Annotated in this window: 14 protein-coding genes; 10 read left to right on the forward strand and 4 right to left on the reverse strand. The window is 63.6% G+C overall.

Annotation, left to right across the window (positions count from 1 at the left end):
- The first annotated feature begins 70 nt into the window (after positions 1–70).
- The 5 genes from C816_RS04795 (at position 71) to C816_RS04815 (ending at position 5090) form a co-directional block, all read left to right on the forward strand.
- Positions 71–580: a flavodoxin family protein gene (locus C816_RS04795; protein ID WP_016321293.1), complete on the forward strand. Its 510-nt coding sequence runs from the start codon at positions 71–73 to the stop codon at positions 578–580.
- Positions 581–599: 19 nt separating this feature from the next.
- A complete protein-coding gene (prfA, locus tag C816_RS04800; protein ID WP_016321294.1) occupies positions 600–1661 on the forward strand; it encodes a peptide chain release factor 1 in 1062 nt (353 codons plus the stop codon).
- Positions 1658–1930 (forward strand): hypothetical protein, encoded by a 273-nt coding sequence (locus C816_RS04805; RefSeq protein WP_040654622.1) that lies wholly within the window; start codon positions 1658–1660, stop codon positions 1928–1930. Before prfA ends, C816_RS04805 begins: the two co-directional genes overlap by 4 nt.
- A gap of 11 nt (positions 1931–1941) precedes the next feature.
- Positions 1942–3612, forward strand: a complete 1671-nt coding sequence (locus tag C816_RS21575) for an L-threonylcarbamoyladenylate synthase (protein WP_016321296.1) — start codon at positions 1942–1944, stop codon at positions 3610–3612.
- Between the two features lie 77 nt (positions 3613–3689).
- Complete coding sequence (locus C816_RS04815) at positions 3690–5090, forward strand: aminopeptidase (protein WP_016321297.1); 1401 nt, start codon at positions 3690–3692, stop codon at positions 5088–5090.
- Between the two features lie 56 nt (positions 5091–5146).
- Here C816_RS04815 and C816_RS23445 read toward each other — a convergent pair whose 3' ends face one another.
- Both C816_RS23445 and C816_RS04820 read right to left on the reverse strand, forming a co-directional pair.
- A complete protein-coding gene (locus C816_RS23445) occupies positions 5147–5473 on the reverse strand; it encodes a hypothetical protein (RefSeq protein ID WP_155978886.1) in 327 nt (108 codons plus the stop codon).
- Positions 5455–6573 (reverse strand): DUF4097 family beta strand repeat-containing protein, encoded by a 1119-nt coding sequence (locus C816_RS04820; protein WP_196803612.1) that lies wholly within the window; start codon positions 6571–6573, stop codon positions 5455–5457. The genes C816_RS23445 and C816_RS04820 overlap by 19 nt, the downstream gene beginning before the upstream one ends.
- A gap of 302 nt (positions 6574–6875) precedes the next feature.
- On the opposite strand from C816_RS04820, the gene C816_RS04830 reads away from it, so the two are divergent.
- The 5 genes from C816_RS04830 to C816_RS04850 all read left to right on the forward strand — a co-directional run bounded on the left by C816_RS04830 (position 6876) and on the right by C816_RS04850 (position 11851).
- Positions 6876–7316, forward strand: coding sequence for an ACT domain-containing protein (locus C816_RS04830; protein ID WP_016321299.1), 441 nt, complete (start codon positions 6876–6878; stop codon positions 7314–7316).
- A 250-nt stretch (positions 7317–7566) separates the two neighbouring features.
- Entirely contained in the window at positions 7567–8760 is a 1194-nt protein-coding gene (locus C816_RS04835) for a homoserine dehydrogenase (protein ID WP_016321300.1), read from the forward strand.
- A gap of 98 nt (positions 8761–8858) precedes the next feature.
- Positions 8859–10070, forward strand: a complete 1212-nt coding sequence (locus C816_RS04840; protein WP_016321301.1) for an aspartate kinase — start codon at positions 8859–8861, stop codon at positions 10068–10070.
- 140 nt (positions 10071–10210) lie between these two features.
- Positions 10211–10480: an ACT domain-containing protein gene (locus C816_RS04845; protein ID WP_016321302.1), complete on the forward strand. Its 270-nt coding sequence runs from the start codon at positions 10211–10213 to the stop codon at positions 10478–10480.
- Positions 10481–10492: 12 nt separating this feature from the next.
- A complete protein-coding gene (locus C816_RS04850) occupies positions 10493–11851 on the forward strand; it encodes a PFL family protein (protein WP_016321303.1) in 1359 nt (452 codons plus the stop codon).
- Positions 11852–12181: 330 nt separating this feature from the next.
- On the opposite strand, the gene C816_RS04855 is transcribed toward C816_RS04850, so the two are convergent.
- Together C816_RS04855 and C816_RS04860 are read right to left on the reverse strand one after the other, a co-directional pair.
- The gene (locus C816_RS04855; RefSeq protein ID WP_016321304.1) at positions 12182–13435 is read right to left on the reverse strand and encodes a hypothetical protein; all 1254 of its coding nucleotides are present in this window, start codon (positions 13433–13435) and stop codon (positions 12182–12184) included.
- Between the two features lie 96 nt (positions 13436–13531).
- On the reverse strand, positions 13532–14152 hold the full coding sequence (locus tag C816_RS04860; RefSeq protein WP_016321305.1) for a hypothetical protein: 621 nt from the start codon (positions 14150–14152) through the stop codon (positions 13532–13534).
- Positions 14153–14194 lie beyond the last annotated feature (42 nt).

Consider the following 14194-nt stretch of genomic DNA (forward strand, 5'->3'; position numbering starts at 1 on the left):
CTGAATGACATTGCGCCCTGTACGGAGAATTTTCCCGGATGAGGAGACATTTTAGATTAGGAGAAAAAGCATGGCCTGGAACAACGTATTATGTATGTATTATTCCCGCACAGGCAATACCAAGCGAGCCATGGAGGAGATCGCCAAGGCCCTGAATGCGGAGCTGGCGGAGATTCAGGACGGCGTGGACCGCAGCGGCGCCAAGGGATGGCTGCGCAGCGGGCTGGACGCCGTGCGGCGCAGCAGTCCCAAGGTGAAGTTCAAGACCAAGTGGCCTTTGTCGGACTATCGGCTGGTGATCGTAGGCACACCGGTGTGGGCCGGGCGGTGCAGCGCCCCGGTGCGGGGATTTTTGAAGCAGAACGGCAGGGACATCCGCAACGCCTCCTATGTCGTCACCCGGGGCAGCGAGGACAAGAATGAGGAGGTCTTTCAGCAGATGGATCTCTACGCCCCCTGCGGTCACCGGACGGCGGTGTCCCTGCGCGTCGGGTCCGTGGGCTACGATTTCTGGCAGGAGGAGTTTCTCCGCCAGACCCAGGAGTTTTTGAAGGAGGGCCGGTGGCGGCCTGAGAATTGAGAGGAGAGGGGGGACGCCTGTGCTGGAAAAACTGAAAGGGCTGGCTTTGCGGTATGAGGACCTGGAGGCCCAGCTGGCGGACCCTGCCGTCTACGGCGACGCCGGGCGGCTCCGGGACGTGAACCGGGAGCTGAAGGAGCTGGCTCCCATCGCGGAGGTGTGGCGGGACTGGGAGGCCGCAGAGCGGCGGCGGGCCGACGCGGAGTCGTCCCTCCGGGACCCGGATCTCCGGGAGCTGGCCCAGGAGGAGTTGTCTGAGGCGAAGGCGGAGCAGCGGCGGCTGGAGGAGCGGTTCAAGGCGCTGCTGCTGCCCGGCGACCCCGACGGCGGCCGGGACGTGGTGCTGGAGCTGCGGGCCGGCGTCGGCGGCGAGGAGGCGGCCCTCTTCGCCGGGACGCTGCTGCGGATGTACACCCTGTACGCCCAGAGCCGGGGCTGGAAGCTGGACGTGGTCAGCATGAGTGAAACGGAGCTGGGAGGCGTGAAGGAGTGCAGCGTCCTCATCGAGGGGGCGGGGGCCTTCTCCCGGCTGAAATACGAGAGCGGCGTCCATCAGGTCAAGCGGGTGCCGGAGACGGAGTCCAGCGGGCGCATCCAGACCAGCACCGCCACGGTGGCGGTGCTCCGCTCGGCGGAGGAGGTGGATGTGGAGATCGACCCCAGAGATCTCCAGATCGACACCTACCGCTCCTCCGGCGCGGGGGGACAGCATGTGAACAAGACAGAGTCCGCCATCCGCCTCACCCACCTGCCCACGGGGCTGGTGGTGACCTGCCAGGACGAGCGTAGCCAGCATAAAAACAAGGACAAGGCCATGAAGGTCCTGCGGTCCCGGCTCTACGAGATGGAGCGGGAGCGGCAGGAGGCCGGCACGGCTATGGAGCGGCGCAGCCAGGTGGGCGGCGCGTGGCGAAGCGAGAAGATCCGGACGTACCAGTTTCTCCAGGGCCGGGTGACGGACCACCGGGTGGGCCTGACCCTGTACAAGCTGGACGCGGTGCTGAGCGGCGGGCTGGACGAGTTCATCGACGCCCTGGCGGCGGCGGATCAGGCCGAAAAGCTCAAAGGCGGTGGAGGATGATGCTGCGGAAGCTGGGGCTGGGAGCGCTCGGGGCCCTGACGGCGTGCCTGACCGTGCTGGAGGCCCTGCTGGCCTGGACCTGGCTGCGGGGGATGCGGTATGTGGCGGAATACGGCGCGGAGGAGAATCCGTACGCCGCCGAGGATATGGAGATTGCGGGGATCTGTGCCCTGATCCTTCTGCCGCTGTTTCTGGCGGCGCTGGCCTGGGCTGTTTGCCGGATCATTCTGTGGAGTAAAAAGCGGGCGGGAGCCCGATCAGAGAGATAGGGGCGAAGCGTATGCATACCTTATATTTTGACCTGCGGGACACCAAGGGACAGCAGAAGACCATTGAAGACAACATCTCCGCCGCCGCCCGGCTGCTGCGGGACGGGGCTCTGGTGGCCATTCCCACGGAGACGGTGTACGGCCTGGGAGCCAACGGCCTGGACGAGGCCGCCGTCCGGCGGATCTTTGAGGCCAAGGGGCGGCCCCAGGACAACCCTCTCATTCTCCATCTCACCGGGCCCCAGTGGCTGCCCCGGTACTGCCGGGACATCCCCCCCATGGCCTATGTGCTGGCCCGGAAGTTCTGGCCCGGCCCGCTGACCATCATCCTCAAGCGCGGCGAGCTGGTGCCGGACGTGACCACCGCGGGACTGGACACCGTGGCGGTCCGCTGTCCGAACCACCCGGTTACATTGGCTATTCTCCGGGAGGCGGGAGTGCCGGTGGCGGCTCCCAGCGCAAACCTCTCCGGCCGGCCCAGCTGCACCAGCGCACAGGATGTGCTGGAGGATATGGACGGCAGGATCGAGGGCGTGGTGGACGGCGGTCCCTGCGTGGTGGGGGTGGAGTCCACCATCCTGGACATGACCTGCGAGCCTCCCCGGCTGCTGCGCCCCGGCGGGCTGCCGGTGGAGGAGCTGGAGCGGCTCATCGGCCCCATCGCCGTGGACAGGGCCGTCACAGGAACAATGCCCGAGGGGGAGCGCCCCCGGGCTCCGGGCATGAAGTACCGCCATTACGCCCCCAAGGCCCCTGTCACGGTGGTCACCGGCGCGCCGGCCAAGTCCGCCCAGGAGATCAAGCGCCGGGTGGGCCCCACCTCCGGCGTGATCTGCTTTGACGAGTATGCCCGCATGTTCCCGGACCAGGTGGTCCACCCCATCGGCCCGGTAGACGACAAGCTGATCCAGGCCCAGCGGGTATTTGAGGCCCTGCGGGCCTTTGACGCCACCAAGGTGACAGAGATCTACACCCAGTGTCCCGACGGCCAGGGCCTGGGTCTGGCGGTGGGGAACCGGCTGAAAAAGGCGGCGGGCTTCCGCGAGGTGGAGGCCGACAGCGAGAAGATCGTCTTAGGTCTCACCGGCGGCACCGGCGCGGGCAAGAGCAGCGCCTTGGCGGTGCTGCGGGAACTGGGCGCCGTGGTGCTGGACTGCGACAAGGTCTACCACAAGATGCTGGCCGGGGACGAGGAGATGCAAAAGGCCATCTCCAAGGCATTTCCCGGCGTGTTCCGGCCGGACGGCACCCTGAACCGGCAGAAGCTGGGCCAGGAGGTCTTCATGAAAAAAGAGCAGCTGGAAAAGCTCAACGCCATCGTCTACCACTTTCTGGTGCCGGAGATCCAGCGGCGGCTGGACGAGGCGGGGGACAGCATCTGCGCCATTGACGCCATCAATTTGCTGGAGAGCGGGCTGGACATCGTCTGCGACCGGACCATTGCCATTACTTCCCCCACGGAGCTGCGGGTGCGGCGGATCATGGCCCGGGACAAGATCACAGAGCAGTACGCCCGGATGCGGATCACCGCCCAGAAGCCGGACGAGTACTACCGCAGTAAGTGCAGCTGCGAGCTGAACAACGACGCCGACACTGCGGAGGAGTTCCAGCGGATCGCCCGGCGGTTTTTCAGCCGGATGATCCGGGCCGTCCGGGAGGAGAAGCAGAATAAAAAGATCTGAGGACCTGCCCCGGCTGAGAATAGACCTGCCGGCGGACCGGGAAAATAAGAACCATCATACCAAAAGGAGTGCCGAACATGGATAACAAAGAATTCAAAGAGCTGAAAAAGCGGCTCCTGTCCACCAAAAAGAACGGCTATGACCGCCCCCTGGACGAGGCGGCCATGGAGGCCTACTGCGAGGGATACAAGGCCTTTCTGGACGTGAGCAAGACGGAGCGGCTCTGCGCCGCGGAGGTGGTCCGCCTGGCGGAGGAGCAGGGCTACCGGCCCTATGTCCGGGGCATGGCGCTAAAGGCCGGGGACAAGGTGTATCTTGGCAACCGGGGCAAGGCGGTGCTTCTGGCCCGCATCGGAGAGCGGTCTTTGGCGGAGGGCGTGCAGATCGCCGCCGCCCACATCGATTCCCCCCGGCTGGATTTGAAGCCCAATCCCCTGTATGAGGAGGCGGAGCTGGCCTATTTCAAGACCCACTACTACGGCGGTATCCGCAAGTACCAGTGGGTGACCATTCCCCTGGAGCTCCACGGCGTGGCGGCCCTGCGGGACGGGACCAATGTGCAGGTGAACATCGGCGGCGATTCCGGTGATCCCCGGCTGGTGATTACAGACCTGCTGCCCCACCTGGGAGCGGAGCAGGCCAAGAAGCCCCTGGCCACCGCCATTCCCGCCGAGACGCTGAACCTGCTGCTGGGCAGCCGTCCCATCGGCGGCGAGGAGGACAGCGGCCGTGTAAAGCTGGCGGTGATGAAGCTGCTGAACGAAAAGTACGGCATCACAGAGGACGACTTCACCTCCGCAGAGCTGGAGGCCGTTCCGGCGGGGAACGCCTGCGACATCGGCCTGGACCGCAGCATGATCGGCGCCTACGGCCACGACGACCGGGTCTGCGCCTACGCCGCGCTCAAGGCTCTGCTGGACCTAGAGAAGACCCCGGGCCGCACCGCCGTGTGCGTGCTGGCGGACAAGGAGGAGATCGGCTCCGACGGCGTGACGGGGATGCAGTCCGCCGCCTTCGACACCTTTATGGAGGATCTGTGCGAATCCCAGGGCGTGCCGGTGCGGGCCTGCTTTGAGAAGTCCTTCTGCCTCAGCGCCGACGTCACGGCGGCCTACGACCCGGACTACGCCGACGTGTATGAAAAGCGCAACGCCGCCTACCTCAACTACGGCGTAGGTCTTTGCAAGTACACCGGGGCCCGGGGCAAGTCCGGCGCCTCCGACGCCGACGCCGAGACCGTGGCCTACGTCCGCCGGATTTTTGACGACGCGGGCGTTGCATGGCAGATCGCGGAGCTGGGCAAGGTGGACGCTGGCGGCGGCGGCACCGTGGCCATGTATATGGCCAACCGGAACATCACCACCCTGGACGCCGGCGTGCCGGTGCTGAGCATGCACGCCCCCTTTGAGACGGTGGCGAAGCTGGACTGCTGGGAGACCTACCGGGGAATGAAGGCTCTGTACGAGGCTGAGAAGTGAGATCTGAGAACTGATAAACGCCGCGGGCCCAATGGCCCGCGGCGTTCACTTCGCGTTCAGGGGTTATTTGCAAGAGCGAATGCACAGTTTGTAAGGTCGATATTGATTTTCGCCGTACCGCTGCCGTCTGTGAAGCTGTAAGTGGAACTGCCGTTGCGGCACACAGGCCAGCCGCGCGGAAAGGCGACAGCGCTGGAAGTAAACGCTGCGCTGACAGAGAAATCCGTCGCGCCGTTCATCGCCAATGAGCCTGAGCCGGAATTCCCGGTATAATTTACGGTTTTGGTAAAGTTTGCCGGGAGTTTTACGGACAGCGCGCCCGCATGATTTGCTGCGTTGATGTTGGCGTTGACCTGCGGCAGACTTAACCCGCCCTTTTCCAAACGCCAGTAATGAGAGCGTAGTCCTGATTTGGAATGCGGACGGTCACACGGTTGTCCCAGCCCGATGTGACGCCCGGTTTGGCGGCCACCTTGATTTCAAAGGTCGAGCCGTTTGCGGCGGCGGTCACGGTGTATGCGTCTTTGTCATAGTCATAGTCATAGCCGTACTGTCCGTCGGCGGCCAGCTGAACGTCCACATTGGCGTTTTCGGCGGTAATTTTCAAATTGCCCGGCGTCTGTACCGCTTCAAGAATGAATTTGCCGGAGGCGGCGACGGTCACGGTTTTATCTGGATGAGAGCCGTTGGAGCCGGTTATGGCGCTTCCCGCTGTTGTAAAGCTGCCGCGGCCGAAATGGTTGACAATTCTGGAGCCGCCGGTTTTTGTGACGGTACCGTTCAGCGTAAAGGCTTCCTCGGCAGGCAGTCCCAAAACCACCGTCCCGGAGGCGCTGCTGACAAAGAGGTCTCCGCTGAGGTAGCTGAGAGTGATTGCCATGTGTGTGGATTGGCCGCTGTTTTTGATGCTTCCGCTGACGGCGCTGTTGGAAACCGTAATTTTTCCGCTGAAATCAACATCCAATGCGGCTGAGGTATCCGTAATAATAAGTGTTCCGGCGCGGGGACAAGAGGCCTTGATCGTTTTTGCGGCCACATGGCCCACCCGGATCTGTCCCAGGGCGCAGGAGAGATCGTACGCGGCGCCGCCTGTCATGCGATACAGGCTGATCGAACCGCCGCCGCTGTGTACAGATACGGTTCCGGCATAGCTTTCCGGCAGCAGCAAAACCGTATGCGAATTGCAGGCGTGGCCGCTTGGACGGCTTCCCTGTGTGAAGTTCAGCTTGCCGCCGCTCAGCGCCGCCGCCGCGTAATAGCCGGCGTTGTCCTCGGTCAAATACTCATTTAAGGTGATTTTGCCGTCAGCCGCCGGCTCAATGGTGATAAACTCGCCTTTGGCGTAGTTCAGTTCAATTTTCGTCACGTCCGACGCGGACCACGAACGACTGCTCATGAGCGGCGGTCTGTCTGCCGCTTCGGCGGAGGGCTCCTCTGCGATGCCCTCCAAACCGGCCTGCGCCGCAGAGGCTGACGCCATCATAAATACCATGCAGCAAACAACTGCAATTACCCTTGTCAGCACTTACATCGTCATCGCCCTATTTGATTTGATTGCCCGCTTTGCCGCACCTATTATAGACCTTTCCCTGACGGAATGCAAGTCCCCTGGAGAGGGTCTGCCCTGTCTCCGACTCCTGGCAATCTGCCCACTGTAAGCGGACATTTTGGGAGAACTTTCCCCGTTTCCCACAAAGGAGTTTTGCCGGTTTTGGTTGCTTTGACGGGGAAAGTGTGATACGATAGACAGGATAAACGGACAAATGACCGTAGGAGGCGGACGGAATGGGCAAGACCATCAAATACTACATCGTGGCCGCGGACGCGCTGCCGGAGATTTTTGTCAAGGTGGCGGAGGCCAAGCGGATGATGCAGGCCGGAGAGGCGGACACTGTGGGCGAGGCCACCCGCCTGGCGGGCATCAGCCGCAGCGCGTTCTACAAGTACAAGGACGCGGTGCGGCCCTTCAACGACATGAAGTCGGAGCACATCATCACCTTCCAGGCCATGCTGAAGGACGCCACCGGCGTGCTCTCCCGGGTGCTGGCGGTGTTCGCCGCCTCGGGAGCCAATATCCTCACCATCAACCAGAGCATCCCAACCAACGGCTGCGCCGCCGTGACCATCTCCGCCGAGACCAGCGAGATGGCGGAGACGTTGGAGCAGCTGGTGGCGGACGCGGGGAATCTGGACGGCGTGGTGAAGTTTGAGATTCTGGCGGGCTGAGATTCTGGCGGGCATAAGAAGCGGATTCTGCCGGAGGCTGACTGGATGGGAATCCGTCCGGCGCAAAGCGGTCCCGCATATTCCCGCGGGGCTGCCGGGCGCTGTCTCTTCGGCGCAGTGCCCAAAGGAAAAATTACCGGGAATACCCTTGTATCTCAAGGGATTTTAGCGCGGCATAGCGGGAGAATATCCGCCGGTTGGGCATTTGCCATTTTTCAAACATGGCCTAATTTGTGGAAAGAGGGAGAACATGATACAGATTGCGATTCTGGGCTTTGGCACCGTGGGCACGGGCGTCGCCAAAGTGATTACGGAGAACGCCCGGCAGATTGAGCGCAAGCTGGGGGAGCCCCTCCAGGTGAAGTCCATCCTGGTGCGGCATTTTATGGACGGTCCCTTCCGCCAGCTGATGACGGATAATTTTCAAACCATTGAGGAGGACGGGGACATCCGGGTGGTGGTGGAGGCCATCGGCGGCGTGGAGGCGGCCTATGACTACACAAAGCGGGCGCTGAACGCCGGCAAGCACGTGGTCACCGCCAACAAGCAGCTGGTGGCGGAGCGGGGCTGCGAGCTGCTGGCCCTGGCGAAGAGAAAGAATGTCAGTTACCTCTTTGAGGCCAGCGTGGGCGGCGGCATCCCCATCCTGCACCCTTTGACCCAGTGCATGGCCGCCAACCGCATCGACGAGGTGTACGGCATCTTGAACGGCACCACCAACTATATCCTCACCCGCATGGTCCGCTCCGGGGCCTCCTTCTCCGAGGCCCTGGGCGAGGCCCAGGCCAAGGGCTATGCCGAGGCGGACCCCACCGCCGACGTGGAGGGCATCGACGCCGGGCGGAAGATCTGCATCCTGGCGGATCTGGCCTTTGGCAGGCAGGTGGACCCGGAGAATGTGCCCATGGAGGGGATCTCCAAAATCTCCCTGCGGGATGTAAAGGTGGCCCGGCGTGCGGGTTACCGGGTGAAGCTCCTGGGCCGGGCGGTACGGGTGCCCGGCGGCGGGCGCACCGCCTATGTGGCCCCCCACCTGATCCCGGAGGAGAATCCCCTGGCCGGGGTGGAGGACGTATTCAACGCCGTGGTGCTCCGGGGCAACGCCACCGGAGAGGTCATGTTCTACGGCCGGGGGGCCGGGGAAATGCCCACCGCCTCCGCCTGCGTGGCGGACGTGATGGAAGCGCTCCAGTCCAGCCCCCGCCGGGAGGAGATCGGCTGGTCGCCGGAGGGCGATGGCTTTACGGACCCGCTGGAGCTCCGGGGCCGGCACTACTTCCGCGTGGAGGGCAGTCTCTCCGGCGCGGCCGCGGCCTTCGGCCAGGTGGAGGTCCTCAGCGAGGACGGCGAGACCGCCTTTTTGACGGACGCCATGACCGGCCGGGAGGCCCTGGAGCGGTCCGGCGGCCTGGAGGTGCTGTCCCATATGCGGGTGCTGGAGTGACTGCCAGAAACCGGGCCGGACGCGTATAATAGAACAGGCGGGGCGTCATCCGCGCCCCGCGTACATCCCCAATTTGAGGTAAAGAAGGAAACGCGAGTATGAGTTTAATTGTGCAGAAATTCGGCGGCAGCTCCGTCCGGGACGCCCAGCGGCTGCGGAACGTGGCGGGCATCATTGCGGAGACGTATCTGGAGGGCAACGACGTGATCGTGGTCCTCTCCGCCCAGGGGGATACCACCGACGATCTGATTGCCAAGGCGGAGGAGATCAACCCCCGGGCCTCCAAGCGGGAGATGGATATGCTGCTCTCCACCGGAGAGCAGATCTCCGTGGCCCTGTGCGCCATGGCGCTGGAGAGCATGGGCCTTCCCTGCGTATCCCTGACGGCGTGGCAGGTGGGCATCCAGTCCACCACCGTCCATGCCGACGCCCGCATCAAGAAGATTGACCCCGAGCGCATCCAGTCGGAGCTGGACCAGCACCGGATTGTGATTGTCACCGGCTTCCAGGGCGTGGACCGCAACGGCGACGTCACCACCCTGGGCCGGGGCGGGTCCGACACCAGCGCCGTGGCTCTGGCGGCGGCCTTCCGGGCGGATTTGTGCCAGATCTACACCGACGTGGACGGCGTGTACACCACAGACCCGCGGGTGGTCCCCAACGCCAGGAAGCTGGCGGAGATCACCTACGACGAGATGCTGGAGCTGGCCAGCCAGGGCGCCCAGGTGCTCCACAACCGCAGCGTGGAGCTGGCCAAGAAGTTCAGAGTGAATTTGGAAGTGTTGTCGAGCCTGGAGCGCAAGCCCGGCACAAAAGTTAAGGAGGTCGCAAAAGTGGAGAAAACCAACATCGCCGGCGTGGCGAAGGACACCAGCATCGCCCGCATTGCCCTGATCGGCCTGGAGCACAACCCCGGCGTCGCCTTCCAGGTGTTTGATCTTCTGAGCAAGCATAACATCAACGTGGACGTGATTCTCCAGTCCATCGGCCGGGAGGAGACCAAGGACATCACCTTCACCCTCCACCGCAAGGACCTGGAGGAGGCGGAGGAGGTGCTCAACGAGCACAAGGCCGCGCTGCGGTTTGACCACATTGAGACGGATGCCGGCATCGGCAAGGTGTCCATCGTGGGCGTGGGCCTCATCAGCAACTGCGGCGTGGCCGCGAAGATGTTTGAAGCCCTCTACGAGGCGGGGATCAACATTCAGATGATTAACACCTCGGAGATCCGGGTGTCCGTCCTTCTGGATGAGGAGGATGTGAACCGGGCTGTAAAGGCGGTTCACGCCAAGTTCTTCGACGAGATTTGATTCATACGGCCCGCCCTCGGTGAACGGAACGGGGGAGCTGATTCCCTCAGAATCCGCCCTGAGAGGATGCCCCGTCTCCGCGCCCGCGGCGGGCCGGCCCATTTTTCCACCGGTGTGGAGATTACAAAGGAGGACAATCTATGAACGCCATCGTCACTGTCGTCGGCCGGGACCGCGTGGGCATCATCGCCGCCATCTGCAGCCGTCTGGCAGACCATAACGTCAACATTCTGGACATCTCCCAGACCATCCTGCAGGGCTCCTTCACCATGGTCATGGCCGTGGACCTCGGCGCCGCCGCCGCGCCCTTCGGCGAGCTCTCCGCCTCCCTGGCGGAGTTGGGAAAAGAGATGGGTCTTTCCATCCGCATCCAGCGGGAGGAGATCTTCAACGCCATGCATACTGTTTAAGGAGGAGAGGCCATGCTCAGTCAAAAGGAGATCCTCTCCACCATTGAAATGATCGACCAGCAGCATCTGGATATCCGCACCGTCACCATGGGAATCTCCCTGCTCTCCTGCTGCGACCCGGACCCGGTACGGGCCTGTGATAAGATTTACGGGAAAATCTGCCGCTGCGCCGAGAAGCTGGTCCGGACCGGGCAGGACATTGAGGAGGAGTTCGGCATCCCCATTGTCAACAAGCGCATCTCCGTCACCCCCATGGCCCTGGTGGCAGGGGCGTCGGAGACGGAGGACTATGTTCCCTTCGCCCTGGCCCTGGACCGGGCCGCCAAGACCTGCGGCGTGGACTTCATCGGCGGCTACTCCGCCCTGGTGCAGAAGGGCTTCACCGAGGCAGACCGGAGGCTGATCCGCTCCATCCCCGAGGCCCTGGCCCGGACGGAGCTGGTGTGTGCCTCCGTCAACGTGGGCTCCACCCGGGCGGGGATCAATATGGACGCCGTGGCCCTCATGGGCCGGATCGTGAAGGACACCGCCGCCGCCACCGCGGACCGGGACGGCCTGGGCTGCGCGAAGCTGGTGGTGTTCTGCAACGCCGTGGAGGACAACCCCTTCATGGCCGGGGCCTTCCACGGCGCGGGGGAGGCGGAGAAGGTCATCAATGTGGGCGTCTCCGGCCCCGGCGTCGTATACCATGCCCTCCAGGCGGTTAGGGGCAAGCCCTTCGACGTGGTGGCGGAGACGGTGAAGAAGACCGCCTTCCGGGTCACCCGCATGGGCCAGCTGGTGGCCCAGGAGGCCAGCCGCCGGCTGGACACCCCCTTCGGCATCGTGGATCTGAGCCTGGCGCCCACCCCCGCCATCGGGGACAGCGTGGCCCGGATTCTGGAGGAGATGGGCCTGGAGACCTGCGGCACCCACGGCACCACGGCGGCGCTGGCACTGCTGAACGACGCGGTGAAAAAGGGCGGCGTCATGGCGTCCTCCAGCGTGGGGGGTCTCTCCGGGGCATTCATCCCCGTCAGCGAGGACGAGGGCATGATCGCCGCCGCCCGGGGCGGGACGCTGTGCCTGGATAAGCTGGAGGCCATGACCTGTGTGTGCTCCGTGGGGCTGGATATGATTGCCGTCCCCGGGGATACCCCGGCGGAGACTGTGGCGGCCATCATCGCCGACGAGGCGGCCATCGGCATGGTGAACAACAAGACCACCGCCGTGCGGCTGCTGGTGACCCCCGGCAAGACGGTGGGGGACACCATCGAGATGGGGGGCCTGCTGGGCAGCGCGCCGGTGATGCCGGTACACCGGGAGTCCAGCGCGGACTTCATCGCCCGGGGCGGGCGGATTCCCGCGCCGCTGCACAGCCTGAAAAACTGAGCGATAAAAGTTTAGGGCCGCCCTTTTCAAAGGGCGGTGGGGGTGCGGGGGCAAAGCCCCTGTGGGTTTGGGTGAAGCCCAGCAGCGCTCTTTTCGTCTGCGCTTACAATAAAAAGAAATTTTGCCCGGATTGTACAACAGGGCCCGGGAGGCATTGCCTCCCGGGCCCTTGCTGCTTTATTTTGCGGCTTCCGCGTTTTTCACGCTGATGTGCTCCGCCATGTAGATCAAAACGTCTTTGTCCAGCGGGGCCAGAAGGCGGAAGGTGATAGCGGTAGCCATACTCACAACCTGTAAATGCCGGAACTTCTCCCGCCTGGATTGCTTTTGTCATTTCGGCGAAATACTCTCCGCCATACGGATCATCGTGTCCCGATCAAAGGGGGCCTCCAGGCAGAAGTGGATCTCCGTCTCCGGGTCCGTCCAGAGAAGGGGCCCCAGCTGATCCGCGGAGGTGCTGACCGCGGTCACCGTCCCGCTGACGGAGGCGGTGTTGCTCCGGGCATCGAGATCCCCCGGCCAGTATTGGGCCTGGACGCCGTTGACCTTCACGCTCTCCGGCTGTGTGCTCCTGGGGCCAAACAGCGCCTCCCGGGAGTAGGTCCAGTAGAACATGTCGGTGCTCGTGGGCGGGCCCTGGGTCTTCTTGGCCCAGGTCTCCTCCACGATGGCGGGCATGGTCAGGCCGCCCTCCGTGTCCAGAGTGAACCCCTCCGGTATCCAGCCAAACGTTAGGGCGGGGAGGGGGTCGTCCTTCACATCCCTCACGCTCTCCGCGATCCTCTCGCAGGTGGCCTGGTCCTGGGTGCCCTGGAGCCAGAAGAGGTTTCCGGCGGCATCCTCCCAGACGAGGATGTTGCAGGTGCCGTCGTCATAGATCTGGTAGAAGTCTGCGGGACGGCCCTGGACTCTTGCATCACACCGCAGCACCGCGGTATCGAGTCCGACCCCGAAATTAGAGCCCCGGGAACGGTTGGTAGGACGGTAGCAGGTGAACGTGATCTTGCTTCCGGACGTCTCGTCTTTCACATAGCTCCAGGTGACGGAATCGTTGCGTACGCCCCCTCTTCCAACGCCGGCGCCCAGAAGCAGATAGCCCTCCGGCAGCCAGGTGGGCCGAAGCGTGGGGGGAGCGTCGTAGTCCCGCACCTCCTTGGGGCTGGGCCGGGTGTAGTGGATACCGCCGTCTTCCCCGCCCAGCTCCCGCCGCCACTGGCGGCCGGAGACGGTCTCCGCCGTGGACGCCGGTTCTGCCGTTTTCCCCGCCGGCTGGCCGCCCAGGAGGATGGTCTTTGTGGCGGAGTCGTAGCCAATCTCCACCCCCAGCAGCTCACTGACGGCCCGGATGGGCAGGTAGTTGGTCTTGCCGCCCGCAGCATCGGTGAAGAGGATGGTGCCGGGGACCTTCTGCCCATTGGCGGCGGTGATGTCCGCTCCGGCGGCATTCTTCGTTTCCCCGTCCAGAGCGACATTGGCGAAGTTGTAGCTCACCTTGCCGCCGGCCGCCAGGGCCGTGGCGCTCAGGGCCAGCAGCAGTACTGCCGTGAGAAAGCCCGCGGAAAAAGATGTGATTCGTTTTTTCATAGCGCTCTTCCTTTCTGTTCTGGCGGGAAAGTCCTCCCGCCTCGTTCTGTCAGGTAAACGGAGGGGGAGGGCGGAGTGTTCCGTTTTTACAAATGTTCAGGGGGATTTTCTTGTCACGCTCTCCGCCGTCCGGAGGAGTTCCTCTTTTTCCGCGATCCCGCTGATGCGAAAGGCGGTGTTGGTCTCCGGATCCTCCCAGGTAAGAACAGCGGCTTCCTCAGTGTCCCAATTCATAAACGAATTGGGATCATCGGAGCATTCCTCCGCGACCCTGGCGTCCCACTCCTCTCTGGAGAAGATGCTGGGCCAGAACAGCCCTGGCAGGCCGTTGACGGTGACCTCCTCCGGCATCCGGCCGGGCGGCACTCTGAAGGGACAGATGGGATCGTTTACATAATAGAGCTCCAATAGGGTGTGGTTCCTGACCCAGTACCACGTTCCCACGCCGCTGGAAAATAGAGCCGCTGGATCTGTGTATCCCTCCAGCGCCCAGCCGACCTCATATTCCGCCGGAGTTCCGGTCCAGGGCGCCGCGCTCTCCGCGGCCTGTTCCAACAGGGCGCTGCCGTCCGGGGCGGAGACATACAGCAGAGTTCCATCCGCCGCCTCCCAGACCAGCTCATCGGAAAACGCTCCCTCGTAGCGGTCCGCGGGGCGGCCCTGGACCTCGGTCCGGCCCTTGAGGGTAAGGCTCGAGTCTGAGGTAGTAAAGAACATGCCCCAGGAGTCGGAACTGATGTAATCAAATGAGAGTACCTC

This window comes from Oscillibacter sp. 1-3 (assembly GCF_000403435.2).
Classification (GTDB): Bacteria; Bacillota; Clostridia; order Oscillospirales; family Oscillospiraceae; genus Oscillibacter.